This is a genomic window from Marinobacter sp. CA1 (assembly GCF_020546665.1).
GTDB lineage: Bacteria > Pseudomonadota > Gammaproteobacteria > Pseudomonadales > Oleiphilaceae > Marinobacter > Marinobacter xestospongiae.
Genome location: NZ_CP071785.1, coordinates 2,393,003 through 2,411,448 on the forward strand (window position 1 = coordinate 2,393,003; position 18,446 = coordinate 2,411,448).

An 18,446-nucleotide genomic window follows, 5' to 3' on the forward strand; every position below is an offset into this window, starting at 1 on the left:
TCCGTCGGCTTCCCTGCACAGGTCGCAAACGGTACGCCGGACGTTCGTTTGCCCGATCCCTGGCAGCGCGGGTCAGCCGACCCTGGGGTCGGAATATTCGCGATATGATACCTGTCTGGCCGGGGTCACGCCATCTCGGCCAGCCCGTTAACCGGACTTATCCGGCTTCACCAGATACAGTTCACGCTGACTGCGACGCTGCTGATCTTTCAGTCGGGCCACGCATCGCTCCAGAGTCTTGGATATGCGGGCGTGGGAGCGAATCATGGAAATCTTCGGCCAGGTTGCACGTTCTCCTTCCAGGATCAGCTGCCGGACGAACTGGGGCTCCGGATTGGCCAACATGCGGCGGTAATGGGCGAAGGTGTAGTGCGGGGCAATGGTGACATCGCCGAAGTATCGTTGCGCCATGATGGTGTACAGATGCCCGGAAACCTGGCGCATCAGTTCCGGACGCACCCGCTTGCGCAGGTAGTCAAACACGCCCTGGCCATGAAACTGCACCTCGGCCTGCAGCACGTGCAGCGGCAGCTGCCAGAGACTCAGTTTCTCATCCCGACCGCGCCGGTTGAGAAAAGGAACCACATGGGGGTTGGTTTGACTGACGATGGTGAAGTTGACGTCGTAGAGGTGCATCAACCGTTCAATGGGCAGATCACTGACCACCGAGCCGTCCACAAACTGCTGCCGGGACATGTAGGGCAACACCGAACCCTGCAGATCTTTCTTCATCAACGTTACTGGCGGAAACACCCCCGGAACCGCGGCGCTGGCCAGGGCCGCGCTCCACACCAGCAGATACGGTGAGGTGTAGCCACTGAGCAGGCGGGCCTTTTGATGGCTCTGGGTCGGTGAGACGCTGATGTTGATGGAACGCCCAGTCTTCTGATAGGCCTCTTCGAAGGTGTACTCCCCAATGTTGTTGCGCAGGCAGGCCTTGAGCTGGGCCTGATCCATCAACCCGTCCCCACGACAGGCGCTGAGCAGGCCGCGCCACTTCCAGGCTTTGAGGTTGTGGGTTTCCGGCACCAGCATCTCGGGAATCTCGGCGTCGGTGTGAACGCCAAGCATGGCCGCAATGATGGCACCTATGGAGGAACCGGCCACAACCTGCGGTAACAATCCTTTTTCCCACAGCGCCTTGATCACCCCGAGGTGGAACATCCCCAGCGTGGCACCCCCGCTCAGCAACAGGGTGGGACGACCGAAACTGGTCAGGGTATCGCGGAAGAACTGGAGTTTGTCAGGCACCGGAAAGTCGGGAATCGGCGTATCACAGAGGAAATCCAGGGATTCGCACACCTGGGTAATGTATTCCTCGATCAGGTGCTTGGTACCAACATGGGAGTGAGTGTACAGCGCGGGGTTGCCAATGTTACCCAGATCGTGGTGCAGTCCTTCCCTCAGGGCACGCTTGAGGCGATCATACTCCCCGCCTTGACGGTAGTGTTTGAGGTTGGTGAGGCGGTCGAGGATCAACTCATAATGGTAGAGGTCAGAGGCGAACTCCTCCTTCCACTCCACATTGCCTTCCAGGTAATCCAGCTCCAGTGCCGCGCCCTTCCATACTTCGTAGTTGGGCGCGTTGACGAGCATTTGCCGGAACTTGCGGATACGGGAATCCATCATGGCACTACCAATCCCGGGTGGCTGGGTGTATCCGGACTATAACCCGGCCACCGGGCGGTATCAAAAGTGCATCAAAAGTCGTCGAGCATCAGATCTTCATCTTCCTGGGCAAACGGGTCTTCCTGGACTTCACCGTCGTTGATCAGGAACTCCCGGCGCTGCAGATAGGCGTTACGGATAAAGTTGTACTTGTCGCCGGAAATAAAGCTCTCGGCAGGGATAAGATCCGCACGGATGTCGACGATCTGAACGCCCTGGGCATAGTAGATTTCCGGTGCTTCGGCCAGGCTCCACAGCGATGGCATGGCGTACATGTCAGTCAGCATACCGCCGAAATCTCTCGGTGTTGACGGTCCCAGAAGGGGGAGCATCAGGTAGGGCCCGCTGTTCACGCCCCAGTAGCCCAGGGTCTGACCGAAATCTTCCGGGCGCTCCGGAAGCTCAAACACGGTGGCCACGTCGATCAGTCCACCCAGTCCGAACACGGTGTTATAGGTGAAGCGCCCGGCTGCCACGATCGCCGACTCCCCTTTCAGCTGGAGCAGGCTGTTGGCAAAGTTGCCCAATTCGGAAAGGTTGCTGAAGAAGTTGGTCACGGCGCGGTCAGCGAAGGTTGGCATCACCCAGCGGTAGCCTTCAGCAACCGGGCGCAGGAACCAGTCGTCAACAAACTCGTTGAAACCGAAGATATTCCGGTTCCAGTTCTCGTAGGGATCGGCGGGATCAAGCTGAGGCGGCGTATCGTCCCAGGTGTCGGCATCCGGCCGGGCCTGCTGGGTTGAGCAACCCGCCATTATCGAGAAACATGCAACCGCAATCCATACCCTGCTCAGATACTGCACCATAGCCTTCCTGAGGTTGTGATACCTGTCTCAATTGGTTAAAAGTAGACTCCCCCGAAATCAGCACCCGCTCGGGCTTTTAACGCCCGTTTGTACTTCTAAAGAGGAGAATCCATGTCCATTTCCGGCAACCCGGTCAGCAGTCTCCGTATCCCCCTACGCTGGGGCGATATGGATGCCTTGGGCCACGCCAACAACACCGTGTACTTCCGTTTCTTTGAAGAGGCCCGAATGGTCTGGCTCGACTCACTCGGTTTGGCCGATGAGAACGCGTCCAGCGGCGCGGTCATCATTACCACCGGTGCGACGTTTCTCAGGGAGATGGCCCACCCGGCAACAGTGGAAGTGAAAACATACGTGGGTAAGGCCGGAAATTCCAGCCTTGACACCCAGTACACTCTGACTGACGTGGACACGGGGGTTCGCTACGCCGAGGGATATGCCAAGATCGTCTGGATGGACTGGACTTCCCGCAGTTCCACTCGCCTGCCAGACCAGCTTCGGGAGCTGGCCCAGACACAGGACTGAGCGGCGCAGGAAAGACGGGCAGCACCCCAGGGTGCCGCCCTTTGGTATCAGCGCCGACGCACCACCACGCTGCCAATGGAGTAGCCGGCTCCGAACGAGCAGATAATGCCCAGATCGCCACTGGCCAGGTCGTCCTGATGCTGGTGGAATGCGATGATCGAGCCCGCCGAACTGGTGTTGGCGTACTCGTCCAGAATCACCGGAGCTTCCTCTGTGGTGGCGTCCCGACCGAGCACCCGGCGGGCGATCAGCTGATTCATGTTCAGATTAGCCTGATGCAGCCACAGGCGACGGAGATCATCCGGGGTCAGCGACAGGCTCTCAAGGTGCGACAGAATGGTTTCGGCAACCATCGGCGAGACTTCCTTGAACACCTTGCGCCCCTGTTGGACGAAGAGCTTGTCCGGCTTGCCAATGCCGCTCTCATCGGCGCGGTTGAGGAAACCGAAATTGTTGCGGATGTTGTTGGAGAATTTGGTCTTCAGGCGAGTGCCAAGGATGTCGAAGCCTTTGCCGGCATCAACATCGCTGTCCCGCTCAACCAGGATCGCGGTGCAGGCGTCACCAAAGATGAAATGACTGTCGCGATCGCGGAAATTGAGGTGACCGGAGCAGATTTCCGGGCTGACCACCAAGACCGCCCGGGCGGTGCCGTTTTCCACCGCATTGACCGCCGCCTGCAGGCCAAAGGTGGCTGAGCTGCAGGCCACATTCATGTCGTACCCAAAACCGTCAATACCCAGTGCCTGCTGCACTTCCACCGCAACCGCGGGGTAAGGCCGCTGCATGTTGGAACAGGCCACTATCACGGCATCGACATCTTCCGCGGTCCGGCCAGCGGATTCCATCGCCTGCTGGCAGGCTGTCACCGCCATCTCGCACTGTACCGACGGCTCATCGTTGCTGCGCTCGGGGATGTGCGGGGCCATCCGTTCCGGGTCCAGAATACCCTCACGATCAATGACATGACGACGCTTGATGCCGGAGGCTTTTTCGATGAAATCGGCGGCTGAAGGCTGCAATGCCTCCAGCTCACCCCGTTCGATGGCTTCAGCGTTGCTGGCATTGTGGCGCTCTACAAAGGTATTGAAGGCGACAACCAGCTCTTCGTTGCTGATGGTTGCAGGCGGTGTGTACAGTCCAGTCCCGCTAATGACGGCTTTAATCACGCGTAACCCCAAGTCATGTCTATTGAAAACGGTTCAATCAAAGGCAAATCCTAGCACAGATTAGCGCCTGGGCTGACACGACTTGTGTCGGACACCGATCACGAGTGTCCCCTCACTGCCGCACCTGCTCCCACTGTTTGTCGAGGCGCTTGATGGACACCGGCATCCGGGTTCCCAGTTGCTGGGCAAAGTAAGACACCCGGTACTCCTCCAGCATCCAGCGATAGAGGGTCAGCTCCGGGTCATCAATGCCCTGGCGACGGTGCTGCTCCAACCGCTTGGCATACCGACTCCAGAGAGGCTCGATGGCGTGGAGGAACTCCCGCTCCCGGCCCATCTCCCGGGGCATTTTCTCCAGTCGCACCTGGGCAGCCTCAAAGTAGCGGCCAAACTCCGCCAGCCATTCACCTGGGGTCTGCACCAGGAAGCCGGGGAACACCAGGTGCTCAAGCTGGAATTTAAGGTCCGCCATGCTGTTGGCCAGAGCCAGACTTATCTTGCCTTTGAGCCGCTTCATGATGTTGTGGTAGCCGGTCATGGCCTGGTGCAGATGCTCGTCAAGGGCGGACAGGGTGTCAAAGAAATCCCCCCGCCGCTGATCGTACAGCGCAACAAACTGCGGCTCCGACCGCGGCAGCCCCTCGCCCAGGAAATGCGCCATGGCGGCCGCCAGCAACAGGTCATCCAGCAGCACCCGGGCCTGACCGATGGGGGCAAACAGCAGTGCGGAGGCCTTGAAGTGAGCCAGACGTCGGTCTACATCCTCCAGGGTGTTACCCAGGCGGTTGATGATCAGCCGGGCAATGGCTTTACGACTGGCCCGTTCTGCCGCCAGTGGATCGAGGTACTGGGTTAGCCGGACGTCCTGGCCCAGGTCCTCAAGCGCCGGATAGACAGTAACCTGCATGCCACCGCGTTCGGTCTGAACCTGGACGGGCAATTCGCCAAACTGCCAGTCCTGCGCATCGGGCAGATCCGGCAGGTCGTTTCCGCTACCCGGGGCTGATGACAGCGCCTCCTCCGCCCGGCTCTCCAGCGTTTGCTGGAGTTGGTCGGTATCCCGGCCCTGAGCGATCACTCCGCCCTGATCGTCCACCACCCGGACGTTCATCCGCAGGTGGTGGGGCAAGCCATCCAGTTGCCAGTCTTGCGGTTCAATTCGTACCCCGGTCATCCGCCGCAACTGGTGCGCCAGGGTCTCGGTCAATGGTTCGTTGGAAGGCGCCATGTTCTCCAGCGCCGCATCGACGAAATCCGGCACCGGCACGAAGTTTCGGCGCAGCGACTTAGGCAACGCCTTCACCAACGCTATGCATTTCTCCCGCACCAGCCCGGGCACCAGCCATTCCAGGCGCTGGTTGGGCAGCTGTTTCAGCGCCACAATCGGCACCTGCAGGGTGACACCGTCGTCGTCGCCAGTCGGTTCGAACTGATAGCTCAGCGGGTAACTGACGCCTTCCCACTCCAGGTAGTCAGGGTACTGCGCCTGTTCGCCCTCATCGACAGGGCGTTGCAGCACATCATCCTCGGTCAGCTCCAGCGCCTTCAGCTCGTCCGCAGCAAGCGACTTCCACCAGCGCTCAAAATGCCCGCCGCTGATGACGGCGTCCGGCAGCCGCTGATCGTAGAACGCCACCAGCGTTTCGTCATCCACCAGCAGGTCACGACGACGGGTCTTGTGCTCCAGGTCCTCCACGTCGGCCAGCATGGCCCGGTTGGCTTCCAGGAAGGGGGCCTTGCTGGTGTAATCCCCTTCGACCAGCGCCCGGCGAATGAACAGGTCACGGCATTGTGCCGGGTCGAACTTGGCGTAGTTGATCTTCCGTCGAGGCACCACGTCCAGACCATACAATGAGACCTTCTCAAAACCGACCACCTGGGCCCGCTTACGCTCCCAGTGGGGTTCAAAGTGGTGTTTCTTGACGACGTGGCCCGCCAGCGGCTCGATCCATTCCGGCTCGATCTTCGCCACCATGCGAGCGAACACCCGGCTGGTCTCAACAATCTCTGCCGCCACCAGCCATTTCGGTGCGGATTTGGCGACTTTGGAGCCAGGAAAGATCTGCACCTTGCGGTTGCGGGTGGCCAGGTATTCCCGCTTCTCGATTTTAGTGGCCACCTGCCCCAGCAGACCGGCCAGGATGGCCTTGTGAATGGCTGGGTATGCGGCGGCTTCCGCATTGAATGCCAGCTTCTGCTCACGGCAGATCAGGGTGAGCTGACGATGAATGTCACGCCATTCCCGCATCCGCATCCAGGACAGGTAATACTTCTTGCAGAGTTTCTTGAGCTGGTTCTGGGTCTGCTCCTGGCGCTGCTCCTCATAGAAGTTCCACAGGTTGAGCAGGCTGACAAAGTCCGATTCCTTGTCGACAAATTCCGAATGCGCCTGATCCGCTGCCTGCTGCTTTTCCTGCGGCCGTTCCCTTGGGTCCTGAACGCTCAGGCCGGCGATGATCACCAGCACTTCACTGAGGCTGCCCTCATCCGCCGCTGTTACCAGCATCCTCGCCAGCCGGGGGTCGAGAGGCAACCGCGCCATGGTACGCCCCAACTGGCTCACCTTGCGCTTGCCATCCACGGCGTTGAGTTCTTCCAACAACTTATAACCGTCGTTGATCAGCCGGTTGTCCGGCGCCTCAAGGAACGGAAACTGACGGATGTCCCCCAACCCGCTGGTGGCCATCTGCAGAATGACCGACGCCAGGTTGGTGCGGAGAATCTCCGGATCGGTGTACTCCGGGCGATTGATGAAATCGGTTTCATCGTACAAACGGAAGCAGATTCCCGGAGCCACCCGTCCACAACGACCAGCCCGCTGATTGGCGCTGGCCTGGGAAATCGGCTCCACCGGCAGGCGCTGGATCTTGGAACGCACGCTGTACCGGCTGATTCGGGCCACGCCGGTATCGATCACGTAGCGAATGCCCGGCACCGTCAGCGAGGTTTCAGCCACGTTGGTGGAGAGCACGATGCGTCGCCCCCGATGCGCCTGGAACACCCGGTTCTGCTCCTGGTTGCTAAGCCGGGAGTACAGCGGCAACACCTCGGCATGGCGCAGGTCCGAATGCCGCAGCTGTTTGCTGAGGTTGCGAATCTCCCGCTCCCCCGGCAGAAACACCAGCACATCGCCTGGCCCCTGGCCGGCGCCGCGCTCGTGAGTCTCAATTTCTTCCAGCGCAGAGAGAATGCCATCGGCCCAGCTCTGGTCGCGGTCATCCTCATCGCCGGCAAGGGGACGGTAGCGGGTTTCCACCGGGTAAGTCCGACCGCTGACTTCCAGCACCGGCGCTTCACCGAAGAATTCACTGAAGCGCTCCACTTCGATCGTCGCGGAGGTAATGATGATCTTGAGGTCCGGCCGCTTTGGCAGCAACTGCCTGAGGTAGCCCAGCAGGAAGTCGATGTTGAGGCTGCGCTCGTGGGCCTCGTCGATAATCAGGGTGTCATAACGATCGAGGAAACGGTCATGCTGGATCTCCGCCAGCAGAATACCATCGGTCATCACTTTGACCCGGGACTGGTCGCTGGTGTTGTCGGTAAAGCGGACCTGGTAACCCACCTGCTGGCCCACCGATTCCCCCAGTTCCTCGGCGATACGCCCAGCGACGCTGCGGGCCGCCAGCCGTCGCGGCTGGGTATGGCCAATAAGCCCGCGGGTACCGCGGCCGTGGTTGAGACAGATCTTGGGTATCTGGGTGGTTTTACCCGAACCGGTTTCCCCTGCCACGATGATGACCTGGTGTTCGGCGAGCGCCGCGGCAATGTCATCAACCCGCTCCGACACCGGCAGGCCATCGGGATAACTGATGGCCCTATGGCTCTGGCAACGCGCCTCGACCTTGGCCAGGCCTCGGCTGAACCAGTCACGGGCCTTGTCCTGATCCCGGGCGGAGAGCTTGCGCCCCCGGCTTCGGGCCATCAGACGGCGAATGCGGGCCGCTTCCTGCTGGTTGCAGTGGTCCAGTTTCGACAGCAATTCGCCAATACTCATTTCGGCCGGATTGGTGGCTTCAGCGTGGGGGTCTTGGGCTGGCATAGGGTCTTCGGAAACCTTCTCTAATCAACGAAAAAACCCTGCCAAGGCAGGGTTTTCGGGGCCTGGCGATCGCGCCCTCGGAGGGACACGACCGATCTCCGTGACGCCGGTTACTGGGTCGCTTCGTCCCGCAGTTCCCGACGCAGGATCTTGCCGACATTGGTCTTCGGCAGCTCCTCGCGGAATTCAAACAACTTGGGCACCTTGTAAGCGGTCAGGCGCTCGCGGCAGAACTCTTTCAGCTCGCCTTCGGTCAGATCCGACGACGATGCCACCAGGAACACCTTCACGGCTTCGCCGCTCTTGGTATCGGGAACACCCACCGCGGCACACTCGATCACCTTCGGATGACTGATCACCACATCCTCGATTTCGTTCGGGAACACATTGAACCCGGACACGATGATCATGTCCTTCTTGCGATCGACGATGCGAATGTAACCGTCTTCCTGGATCAGGGCAATATCACCGGTGCGCAGGAAGCCGTCGTCGGTGAAGGATTTCTGGGTGTCTTCCGGACGCTGCCAGTAGCCACGCATCACCTGCGGGCCCTTTACGCACAGCTCACCCGGCTCACCCAGAGGGGTCTCATTGCTTTCTTCATCAATGGTCTTGATCTCGGTGTTGCAGATCGGCAGACCGATGGTGCCAAGCTGGATGGCGCTGGGCGGATTGAAGGTGACGACCGGTGAGGTTTCGGTCATACCGTAGCCTTCCGTGACTTCACAACCGGTCACACGCTGCCACATCTTGGCGGTGTCACTGGTGAGCGCCATACCACCCGAAGCGGTCATCTTCAGCGCGCTGAAATCCAGGTTCTTGAAGTCGTCATTATTGCACAGCGCCACAAACAGGGTGTTGAGCCCCAGGAAGGCGGTGAACTTGTGATTCTTCAGCTCTTTGACGAAGCCCGGAATGTCCCGCGGGTTGGGGATCAGCACATTGTGGGCACCGGCCTCAAGCATGATGCCGCAGTTCAGCGTGAAGGAGTAGATGTGGTAAAGCGGCAGCGGCGCGATCACCACTTCCTGCCCTTCCTGGACGATGGACCCCATCATCGGGCGAGTTTGCAGCAGGTTCGCCACCAGGTTGCCATGAGTCAGCATGGCGCCCTTGGCCACACCGGTGGTGCCACCGGTGTACTGGAGCACTGCGATGTCATCTTTCTTGCAGTCCACCGGAGTAAACTTGGCCTTACCGCCAGCACTGAGTACCGCGGGCAGGCGATGCGCCTTGGGCAGGTTGTAGGCCGGAACCATCTTCTTGACGTGCTTGACCACCGCATTCATCAGGGTGCGCTTGAGCGGCGAGTGCATGTCAGCGATTTCGGTCACGATGACATGTTCAATACCGGTATGCGGGACCACCTTCTCGGCGTTATCGGCCATGTTCGCCAGCACAACCAGCGCCTTGGCACCAGAATCGTTGAACTGGTGTTCCATTTCCCGCGTGGTGTAGAGCGGGTTGGTATTCACCACAATCATGCCGGCACGCATGGCACCGAAAACCACCACCGGATACTGGGTCAGGTTCGGCATCTGGACCGCGATGCGATCGCCAGGTTTGAGGTTGGTATGGTTCTGCAACCAGGCAGCAAAGTTACGGCTTTGCGTATCCAGGTCGCGGTAGGTCAGAGTGACACCGACAGCACTGAAGGCAGGGCGATCAGAATATTTCTTAACGGCCTGTTCGAATACCTCGATCATATTCTGGTACTTGTCCAGGTCTACCTCCCGGGGCACGCCGCCCGGGTATTTATCCTGATAGAACTGCTCAAAATCCATCACACCATCTCCTGTTTGTCGTTTGTGCTTGTAGGCTCTTGGGTACGGTCGGTGCTCTGCGGCTCCTCACCCTTCACTCTTTTTATATCAGGCCACAATATCAGTGAGTCACGGCTGGGATAATGTGACAATGCACTCCGTCGCGATTGCACACTCTTAGCCCAAAAAACAACCAGACTAAAGTCTCAGTCCTGAAAACGAGCGCAGAGAATAGCAGTTTTGCGAACGATGAGGTAGTTTTCGGAATAAGGCCCTGATCCCGGTCCTTTATACCCTCCCCCAGTGATGAATTACCACCACCATTGCCCTATTTGATGGCCCGACCAGCACAACCATATCCGCCTCATGACGGAAGGAACTCGATGGGAAAGCGAACCGTGCGCTTGTCGACGGCATCAGCGCCGAAGTTGAACAACCGTACCCGGTTGGCCAGCCGGGTTTCCAGTTCCGGGTGAGACAGCTCAGAACTCACCACCTCACATTTCGACACCCGACCGTCCGGTTCAATGACCAGCTCAAGCAGGATCTTGCCTTCCAGTGTCGGGTCTTGGCGCAGTTCCCGTCGATACAACGAATACAGGGCATTCTTCTGGGCATCGAACACCTGGCGAATGTTGCTCATGGCGCGTTCGCCATTGCCATCACCGGTTTCCGGAGCCGGCTCGGACCGGGGCCTGGCTGGAGCCGCCTCTGCCGCCACCGTCACCGATTTGACCTGATGATCTGCCAGTTCCGCGCTCCGTTGCGGTGCCTTGGTATCAGCCACACCACCACTGCTGGCCAGCACGTCCTTTTCCGGCTCCCGGGTATCGGTGTTGCGCCGATCTGATGCATTGGCCCGCAATTGCCCCGCAGGTATGGCAGTATCCTGCTGCATACTGGCCAACTGATCCTGCAGTGCCAGCAGGCCGGAGCTGGCCGCCCTCTCCCTTGCCTGTTCCACCGTCTGGCGCGGCGGCTCGGTCACAGCGGGCTTCGGTTGTGGCGCAGGCTCAGGCTGTGGCGCTGCTCTGGCTGCCGGGGGCTCTGGTTTCGGTTCCGGCTTGGGTTCGGGTACCAGTTCCGGTTCCACAGGTTCTGGCTGAACAGGTATTGGCGGTGGTTCAACGGGTTTTGGCGGCAACAGTTGTGCGGATTGCGGGGGTGTCCGCTGAACCTCGCCCAGGCTGGGTTCTGGTAACTGAATCCAGGGAATCCAGACGGCCGGCACCGCCGCCAATACCATCAGGATAACGAGAATCACGCCAAAACGATGGCCCTCTGCCGACCCAGAAGACCAGGGCAAGGTAACAGCTGGTGCGGTCATACTAGCCATGGGCGGCCACCTCCAGCGGCTTTACCGCCAGCCGCACCTGACGGAACTGCTGATCAACACAGGTCTGGAGTACCTGTCGCAACAGTTTGTACTCGGTGTCCTTTCCGGCCAGTACCGTCACCGGCAGGCCCGCGTCCGAAATCTCACCCTGCTGTTCGCGACGGCTGGCCAGGGCTGCCGCCAGGGCTTCCAGCCCCTCCAAGCCTGCGCCGCCATCGGTTCCCTCACCCTTTGCTGCATCGAGCTGAGCGACCTCGCGGCCGTCGATCAGAATGGTCCTTCCCTTGACCTCAACCGTCAGGCTCTCGGCTGCCAGCTGATCGGCACTGGATGCCGGCAATGGCAGGTCGGTGTTGGTTTTGAGCACCTTGACGTCCGAGGAATTCACCATCAGGAAGAACACCAGGATGGTGAAAATATCCATCAGAGAAACCAGATTGAGACCACCGGCACGATGCATGCGACCGTAGTGGCGTTGGCGCCGCAGGGCGCGACTGGAACGCTTCATGTCGCCCCTCCCGTCGCGATGGGGCTGATCGCGGTGCCAGGCACCGGGCTGGCCAGCGACACATCCGGGAACAGCTCCGCTTTCACCACGCTGGCAGCCACTACGGCCTCGTAGGAGCGCACGGTATCCAGCGCCGTTACCAGGGTCTGATAATCAACGCTTTCACCGACCTCAAGGATAATGTCGGTTTTTTCTGGAAGCCGCTGCTTGATTCGGATCAGCAGCTCACGTAGCCCGTCAAAGTCCTGCGCTCCCTCCACCAACGGCAGCTGGCCAAGGTTGCCTCGCTCGCTGTCCGCCACCAGCAAGCCACGGTCGGTGACGGTCACCACCAGCTGCAATTCCTCCGCCTCCGGAGCCTCACCGGGGGCCATGCCCGGAAAGTTCAGCTCAATCATATGCAGCTGATTGAACACCATACCCAGTAACAACACCGGCACCAGCACAATCATCAGGTTCATGAAAGCGGTAATGTCCAGTTCCGGCGTGGTATTCATCCGGCGATGTCTGCGTCTCATGCCGCTCTCCTGATCAGGCTGCAGCCGGCTCGGCCGCCTGGTCGGAAATGATGTTCAGCAGCTTGACTCCGGCCATCTCGAAACTGTCGACAATCTCATTGGTCCGGGTCTGCAGCAGGGCGTGGAACATCAGCAGCGGAATCGCCGACATCAGGCCAAAGGCCGTGGTGTTCATCGCCACGGAGATACTCTCGGACAGCAATGTGGCTTTCTGCGACGGGTCCGCATTGGCAACCGCCGTGAAGGCAGCAATCAGCCCGATGATGGTGCCCAGCAGACCCAGCAACGTGGCCACGTTCGCCAGTGTAGCCAGGTATTGGGTGCGCTTTTCCAGTCGCGGCAGCACCTCCATCAGGCCCTCTTCCATTGCGTACTCAATATCCTCCCGACGCTGGTTGTTCAGCAGCCGACCAACCCCGGCACCAATGATGGCCGCGATGTCACTGTTGGAATTGCTGGCCGCCTTCATGGCCCGGCGATAATCGCGCTTGTGCAGGAGCGGCAGCAGCCCTTTTTCAAAGATGCGGCGATTGCGCCGACGCACGCTACCCAGGAACAGGAAACGCTCCAGCGCTATGGCCAGACCAATCACCAGCACCGCGGCAATCGGGTACATGAAGGGACCACCATCCTGAAAGAACCGCACCACTGTTTCCAGCATCGTCATACTCCACTGTGATTATTGTTGGTTGTGTACCGAATCCAGATCGGGATTCAATGTCTGCCGGAACTGCCGGTGACGCTCAAACGTCAGTGGCTCCAGCGGACTCATAAAACCATCCCCGGCCGCCGGCAGCGCCGCTCTCGGTCGCCGGGGTATGCTCGGTGATCGCCAGGGCAGTATGTACAGCACTCGCGGATCATCGTCCTTGTTGAATGAGGACTGTCCTTCCACCCCCAGGCCGTGGGTCTTGGATATCGTGTCCGTGACCGTCTCTTCGGCCAGCACTGGCAACGTGTTCACCATCAGAACAATGCTCATCAAAGTAAAAGCCATCAGCGGCATTCGGCAGCTGATCCGTATAGGTTGGTAATCGCCGATCATGATTCGTCCACCCGGCGTTCGATGTCGGCAATCCAGCCTTCAACCCGTTTTTCAGGCGTTGGCAGCAGGGCCTGGTATTGGCGGTAATGGTCAAGCGCCCGCGGCAAGTCCAGCAGATACAACTCACTCAGCACCGCCAGGTTGAAATGCAGCTCCGGCACCTGGGGGGAATAGGCCAACCCCTGTTCCAGGACCTCACTGGCCTGGCGGAAGTCCCCGGCCTCACGCAACAGCAGGGCAAGGTTGTTGATACTCAGGGCATCCGCCGGATTGGCGGCAACGGCGTCGCGGTAGAGCGTGGTCGCTTCCGCCGTGCGCCCCTGCTGCTGACGCACCCAGGCCAGGCGCGCGGTCAATCGCGGGAGGTCATCCCGCTGCTGCAACAGCTGCTCTAGGGCCTGGGCGGCGTCATCCCACGCCTGACTTGCGGCCGCCGTTCGGGCACGTTCGACCAGCTGTTGCTGGACTTCGGTCAGTTCCGGCTCCGGAGGTATCGCCCTGGTGGACACCGGCGACTGCCGAGCGGTGTTTGCCGCCTGCCCGGCTCCCTCCGGACGTCCCCCGTCGTCGCCAGACATCGGGTTACCGGCGCAGCCCGCCAGGACAATCAGCACACTCAACACCAGTGACAGCTGTGCGCTAGGCATCTCCACCCTCCTCGTTTGTCCAGGCCATCCAGCGGGAATCCCGCTGGTATCTCCCCGGATGCAACTGGGACAGGACATCCAGGCTCTGTGCCACCCATTCGTCGAAGTAACCTTCAGACAGCCGCTGGTGATTGCGGGCGTGAAGCGCCAGGGCCTTCTCTTCAAACGGGTAGGCCTGCTCTTCCAGCAACAGGTCATACTGCATCGACTCCAGCTCATTGAGACCGTCTGGCCGGCTGGAAGCCATCAGGTCTGCCGCCAGCTTCCGGTACAGCTCAGCCTGGCGATACAGAGCTTCCGAGCCAGCGGCGTCGGTGCCAAACCGGAGCGCTTGCCGGTAGCGCTCCAGGGCCCGGTCCAGCGCCTGACGTTTACGGGCCAGGGACTGGGGCAATGGATGTATCAGCGCAATGTCCGCAAAGCTCTCGCCGGCGGCACGCCCCAGCACCAGCGCCGCCTCGGCAGCGGCTGCCAACGAGGCTTCCGAGTGCCAGTCACTCTCCAGCTCGCGGGCGACCAGGGTCTGACGCAGCGTATCTCCGGCCGCGCCGGAGCTGATCAGCCGCTGCCGCATCCGCTGCTGCAACAGGTGTTCCTGCTCATCCCCCGCCGGGGCCGCTGTCGCCAGGTAAGCCTGATAGATGCGATTGCGATCGCCATCAGCGCCTCCCTGGTGGTAGAACTCCGCCGCCCGCAGCTGCTTTTCCCAGGGCACCTTGTTCTGCGAGGCTCCGGCCATCAGTTCATCCGCAGCGCGAATGGGTTGGCCGGATGCATGGTAGGCATACACCAGTTTGTCGTGGATCTGGGCTGCAAGCGTGTGGTCGGGGAAATCGCCCCGGAACCGCACCAGTTCGTTGATGGCGGCCTGCCAGCGTTCACTGCTCAACAGGGTGTTGGCCGCGTCAAACCGACCCCGGATCGCCAGCTCACTGGAGGGAGCGACACTGTCGATGCGCTGGAAATGGGCCACAGCGACATCGATCTGGTCCGCAGCCAGCGCTACCTCGGCCTGCCGGTAGATACTGGTGGCAAGCTGCTCCACCAGGGCCTGGCGCTCGCTTTCGACAACAGCCAGAAGGCCCTGGGTCGTCATGGCCAGCGCTTCACGCCAGGACCTCTCGGCCGCATCAAACCGGGACAAACCCTGCTGGGCGCGGCCCTGGGCCAGCCAGGCGGCGTAACGATCCTCCGGGCTCGCGGCAGGATCAGCGGAGACTTCGGCAGCCATGGTCAGCGCTTCGGCGTCACGCTCCGCTGTCAGCAAGCGATTGGCAGCATCAACAAAGGCCTGGTTTCCCCGGGGGTCCATTGCAAAGCGACGATGGAAGCGCTGGATGCCGGCAACGTAGCCATCCAGGTCGATAGCCAGCGCCACCTTCCGGTCCAGACCCTCGGCCATAAGCCGCACCGCCGCCCAGGCGGCATCGGCCGCCTCCTGGTAGTCTGGCGCGTGGTAACCAGCGTTGCGGTATTCATCCAGCGCCCGTTGATAGTCCCCGGCCTGTAACCAGGCATCCCCGGCCAGGCGCTGAACGTCGCCGCTATCGGTCAGACGTGGCGCCAACAGGCTGTAGAGATCGCCAGAACGGGCAAATTCCTCGGCGGTGGCAGTCGCCGTGCCGGCGCGCTGATAGTGGTAATCCGCCAGTTCCCGGGTATAACGCTGCCACAGTACCTGCTCGTTCTCCTGCAGCCGATCGTAGCTGCCCTGATCGCGGTAGGCCGCGATGTAGTCGGCCTTGGCATCACGGGCCTGATCGGCAAACCCCTGCTGCTGCCAGACGGCAATAACCTGCTGGCGCAAGGCCGGCACGCTGGCGTGGGCTGGCTGATTGCGAATAAAGCGCTCCGCTGCCGCTACGCTGTCCCTGGCTCGACCTTCACTGGCGTAGTAGTCAGCCAACCGGTCATACAGCAGATATTCGTAGTCCCGCTCGCCGACACGCGCCAGACGGCTCGCCAGCGCATTGGCTCCGCCGGTCCGGGCGCTGATCAACGCCAGAATACGCAGGGTGTCGTCGACCACTTCCAACTCACCGTCGGGCACGGCCCGGAAGCGGTCTGTGACCTCGGCTTTCTGGTCCAGCACTGCGATGAACGAGTCCCCGGCCCGATCCAGCGCGTCCTGTTTGTACTGGCTCCAGCCCAGCATGTACCAGGTCTTGGTCTTGAGACTGTCGGTGGCGTCGTCGGCCTTGATGACCTGCTGGTAGCCGGCCTCGGCCTGAGCGTAGTCCTGTAGCGCAAACGCCCGTTCAGCAATACGGAAACGGGCTTCGTGAATCAGTGGCGAGCGCGGGTGTTCGCGGACCAGACGCTGCAACTGGGCGATGCTGCGTTCGCCTTCTCCGACCAAGGCGTGGGCCTTGGCAAGCTGGTACAGCAATTGGTCCCGCGGGTAATCGGACTCACCGGTCGCAATGAGCTGGTCGTAGTCGCTGATGGCTTCACGATAGAGGCGAAGCTCGGTTTCAACATCAATCTGCAGATCCCCGGCCGCCCGGTCCTGAAGGCTGGCCAGACGGTTCAGGGCATCAATCCGCAACGTCGGATCAAAGGTCTGGTCGAACATGCGAACGTAGCGGCGGGCCACTTCCCGGGGCGAGATGGCCGGAAGCGACTTGCTCTCGAATTGCAGGAACACAGGCCGCATGTCCCCGATGGTCTCGCCATCACGGTCCAGGGTCACCTGGAAGGCCTCCTGCCCCCATACTGGTGTCGATGTTGCCAGCACCAAGCCGAGCAACAGATGCGCCCCGGGCGCTGGCCATCTCATTCCGCCACCTCCCGCTGCAAATCCCGCTCGAGGGTGTTAAGCGCCAGATACTCATACAGGTAGGCAATGTGCTGTTCAGCACGATCCTGCGCAAGACGGATGCGTCGGCGTTCACCTTCAATAAAGTCCGTAGCGATGCGGTCAAGCTCCTGTCCCGCCGCCTCCTGCAACTCGGTCACAGCTGTCAGGAGCGTGGGGATTGTCGTTTTCAATGTCCGGGCCCGATCACGAAGACGGGCCTGCTGCGTTCTCGCGAACGTGGTTCGGTCCTGCCAACGATCCAGCGAATCCCGGATGTCCGACAGCTGGACCGTGATCGACGCCAGCTCCGTCCGGCTGGCTTGCTCCTCGTCGCCCTGAAGGTTCGCCAGAGCACGGGCCAACCCGGTTGCCTGAGCGGCCAGCTGCTCGGCTGTCGGGTTTAAGACGGACGTCCGCTGACGCTCATCCAGGGTCTCGATGAACAGGCCGAGGTCGTGCTCGTGACGTTGAAGCGTCTGTGCCAGATCCGCGAGGGTCGCCAGCCGAGCGATTGCCTGCTGGGCATCCGGTTGTTTGGCCAGGTGGAGCAGATACGCCAGCCGTGGCTGTGTCAGTGTACGGCTGTCGGCGAGGAACCACTCCACATCGCTGTTGCGGGCGGCCAGTACCATGGCCTGATAAGCGCCTTTGTTGTCGACTTCGTCGGCAAGCGTGGACAGGGTCACCTGCTCACTTTCCAGGGCAGCGTTGGCCGCCAGGTAGGCTTCGCCGGCCTGGGCGAGGTAGCCCAGTTCATCATAGCTGCGCCCCATTCCCAGCCAGGCGTCCACCGAACCGGAAAAGGCCAGCGGAAACTTGCGGGCGCGGTGCCAGGATTGCATCGCACCACGGTAATGGCGTTGGGCGAAGGTGGCCAAACCGTGAAGGTACAGGGCTCGAGGGGTCGCGAAGCTGTTCAGCGGGACGTCGTCCAGAAAACCGGTGGCTTTCTGGAACTCATTGCTCTGGTAGGCCAGAAAACCGGCTTTAAGCAGAAGCTCGGCACGCAGCGCCTCTGCTCGCCGCCGGTTGCCATCACCATCCAGCATCGCCAGCGCCACCCGGATCGCCACCAGGGATCTGGCCGAGGTACTGTCAACGTCACTGTAGCCCGTGGCGATGTTGTGATAGCCCATCGCTGCCCAGTAGCCATCATCCATGCTGGCCAGAACCCGCCCGGCCTGATCCAGTTGCCCTTGCTGAAGATAGTCGTCAGCCAGGTGGTACAGGGCTTCCTGCCTGGTTGCTCCATGGCTGAGACGGGCGGCGTTCTGCAGTGCCGAACGGGCCGCCTCCCGACCCTGCTCCGCCAGTTGCTCTCGTGCCAGCAATAGCCAGGCTTCGCCACGGTGGCGGTCGCCCCGGGTCAGCGCTTCCAGCAGTTGGCGAGCGTGTTCTGGGCGGCCACTGGCCAGCAGCGCCTTGGCTCGAACCAAATTGGCGGTCGGAGACGCCAGCCCCTGCAGCCAGGCCAGGGCCTGCGATGGTTCGCCGGCCGCTTCACTGAATCGCGCCAGTGCCAGCCGGCGCTCAGCATCCGTTGACGGTGCGGCGGTCACCAACGTCACGGACAGCATCAGAATGATTGAGCAGACAACCCTGACCACGCTACCTCCAGGCCA

14 protein-coding genes are annotated in these 18,446 nt (G+C 61.0%); 1 reads left to right on the plus strand and 13 read right to left on the minus strand.

Features of this window, described 5'->3' with window-relative positions:
• Window positions 1-147 precede the first annotated feature (147 nt).
• Window positions 148-1,629 carry a DUF3336 domain-containing protein gene (locus J2887_RS10960; RefSeq protein WP_227171178.1) on the minus strand — a complete coding sequence of 494 codons (1,482 nt, stop codon included), beginning with the start codon at window positions 1,627-1,629 and terminating at the stop codon, window positions 148-150.
• A gap of 71 nt (window positions 1,630-1,700) precedes the next feature.
• On the minus strand, window positions 1,701-2,423 hold the full coding sequence (locus J2887_RS10965; RefSeq protein ID WP_227171179.1) for a VacJ family lipoprotein: 723 nt from the start codon (window positions 2,421-2,423) through the stop codon (window positions 1,701-1,703).
• A gap of 162 nt (window positions 2,424-2,585) precedes the next feature.
• On the opposite strand from J2887_RS10965, the gene J2887_RS10970 reads away from it, so the two are divergent.
• Complete coding sequence (locus J2887_RS10970; RefSeq protein ID WP_227171180.1) at window positions 2,586-2,999, plus strand: acyl-CoA thioesterase; 414 nt, start codon at window positions 2,586-2,588, stop codon at window positions 2,997-2,999.
• A 47-nt stretch (window positions 3,000-3,046) separates the two neighbouring features.
• On the opposite strand, the gene J2887_RS10975 is transcribed toward J2887_RS10970, so the two are convergent.
• The 11 genes from J2887_RS10975 to J2887_RS11025 form a co-directional block, all read right to left on the minus strand.
• Window positions 3,047-4,168 (minus strand): beta-ketoacyl-ACP synthase III, encoded by a 1,122-nt coding sequence (locus J2887_RS10975; protein WP_227171181.1) that lies wholly within the window; start codon window positions 4,166-4,168, stop codon window positions 3,047-3,049.
• Window positions 4,169-4,280: 112 nt separating this feature from the next.
• Window positions 4,281-8,162 (minus strand): ATP-dependent RNA helicase HrpA, encoded by a 3,882-nt coding sequence (gene hrpA / locus J2887_RS10980; RefSeq protein ID WP_227176103.1) that lies wholly within the window; start codon window positions 8,160-8,162, stop codon window positions 4,281-4,283.
• A 155-nt stretch (window positions 8,163-8,317) separates the two neighbouring features.
• Window positions 8,318-9,991, minus strand: coding sequence for an AMP-binding protein (locus J2887_RS10985; protein ID WP_227171182.1), 1,674 nt, complete (start codon window positions 9,989-9,991; stop codon window positions 8,318-8,320).
• A 343-nt stretch (window positions 9,992-10,334) separates the two neighbouring features.
• Window positions 10,335-10,958 carry an AgmX/PglI C-terminal domain-containing protein gene (locus J2887_RS10990; RefSeq protein ID WP_227171183.1) on the minus strand — a complete coding sequence of 208 codons (624 nt, stop codon included), beginning with the start codon at window positions 10,956-10,958 and terminating at the stop codon, window positions 10,335-10,337.
• Window positions 10,959-11,298: 340 nt separating this feature from the next.
• Entirely contained in the window at window positions 11,299-11,814 is a 516-nt protein-coding gene (locus tag J2887_RS10995; protein WP_227171184.1) for an ExbD/TolR family protein, read from the minus strand.
• Window positions 11,811-12,332, minus strand: a complete 522-nt coding sequence (locus J2887_RS11000) for an ExbD/TolR family protein (protein ID WP_227171185.1) — start codon at window positions 12,330-12,332, stop codon at window positions 11,811-11,813. The genes J2887_RS10995 and J2887_RS11000 overlap by 4 nt, the downstream gene beginning before the upstream one ends.
• A 13-nt stretch (window positions 12,333-12,345) precedes the next feature.
• Window positions 12,346-12,993 carry a MotA/TolQ/ExbB proton channel family protein gene (locus J2887_RS11005; protein ID WP_227171186.1) on the minus strand — a complete coding sequence of 216 codons (648 nt, stop codon included), beginning with the start codon at window positions 12,991-12,993 and terminating at the stop codon, window positions 12,346-12,348.
• 18 nt (window positions 12,994-13,011) lie between these two features.
• On the minus strand, window positions 13,012-13,314 hold the full coding sequence (locus tag J2887_RS11010; protein WP_227171187.1) for a hypothetical protein: 303 nt from the start codon (window positions 13,312-13,314) through the stop codon (window positions 13,012-13,014).
• A gap of 59 nt (window positions 13,315-13,373) precedes the next feature.
• Window positions 13,374-14,024, minus strand: a complete 651-nt coding sequence (locus J2887_RS11015; protein WP_227171188.1) for a tetratricopeptide repeat protein — start codon at window positions 14,022-14,024, stop codon at window positions 13,374-13,376.
• Window positions 14,017-16,803 carry a tetratricopeptide repeat protein gene (locus J2887_RS11020; protein ID WP_227171189.1) on the minus strand — a complete coding sequence of 929 codons (2,787 nt, stop codon included), beginning with the start codon at window positions 16,801-16,803 and terminating at the stop codon, window positions 14,017-14,019. The genes J2887_RS11015 and J2887_RS11020 overlap by 8 nt, the downstream gene beginning before the upstream one ends.
• The gene (locus J2887_RS11025; protein WP_227171190.1) at window positions 16,800-18,431 is read right to left on the minus strand and encodes a hypothetical protein; all 1,632 of its coding nucleotides are present in this window, start codon (window positions 18,429-18,431) and stop codon (window positions 16,800-16,802) included. The genes J2887_RS11020 and J2887_RS11025 overlap by 4 nt, the downstream gene beginning before the upstream one ends.
• Window positions 18,432-18,446: the final 15 nt, after the last annotated feature.

Excerpts from the sequence above, each read along its gene's own strand:
- J2887_RS10960 (WP_227171178.1), bottom strand. The coding sequence starts at position 1,629 with ATGATGGATTCCCGTATCCGCAAGTTCCGGCAAATGCTCGTCAACGCG.
- J2887_RS10965 (WP_227171179.1), bottom strand. The coding sequence starts at position 2,423 with ATGGCGGGTTGCTCAACCCAGCAGGCCCGGCCGGATGCCGACACCTGG.
- J2887_RS10970 (WP_227171180.1), top strand. The coding sequence starts at position 2,586 with ATGTCCATTTCCGGCAACCCGGTCAGCAGTCTCCGTATCCCCCTACGC.
- hrpA (WP_227176103.1), bottom strand. The coding sequence starts at position 8,162 with ATGAGTATTGGCGAATTGCTGTCGAAACTGGACCACTGCAACCAGCAG.
- J2887_RS10985 (WP_227171182.1), bottom strand. The coding sequence starts at position 9,991 with ATGGATTTTGAGCAGTTCTATCAGGATAAATACCCGGGCGGCGTGCCC.
- J2887_RS10995 (WP_227171184.1), bottom strand. The coding sequence starts at position 11,814 with ATGAAGCGTTCCAGTCGCGCCCTGCGGCGCCAACGCCACTACGGTCGC.
- J2887_RS11000 (WP_227171185.1), bottom strand. The coding sequence starts at position 12,332 with ATGAGACGCAGACATCGCCGGATGAATACCACGCCGGAACTGGACATT.
- J2887_RS11005 (WP_227171186.1), bottom strand. The coding sequence starts at position 12,993 with ATGCTGGAAACAGTGGTGCGGTTCTTTCAGGATGGTGGTCCCTTCATG.
- J2887_RS11010 (WP_227171187.1), bottom strand. The coding sequence starts at position 13,314 with ATGAGCATTGTTCTGATGGTGAACACGTTGCCAGTGCTGGCCGAAGAG.
- J2887_RS11015 (WP_227171188.1), bottom strand. The coding sequence starts at position 14,024 with ATGCCTAGCGCACAGCTGTCACTGGTGTTGAGTGTGCTGATTGTCCTG.
- J2887_RS11020 (WP_227171189.1), bottom strand. The coding sequence starts at position 16,803 with ATGAGATGGCCAGCGCCCGGGGCGCATCTGTTGCTCGGCTTGGTGCTG.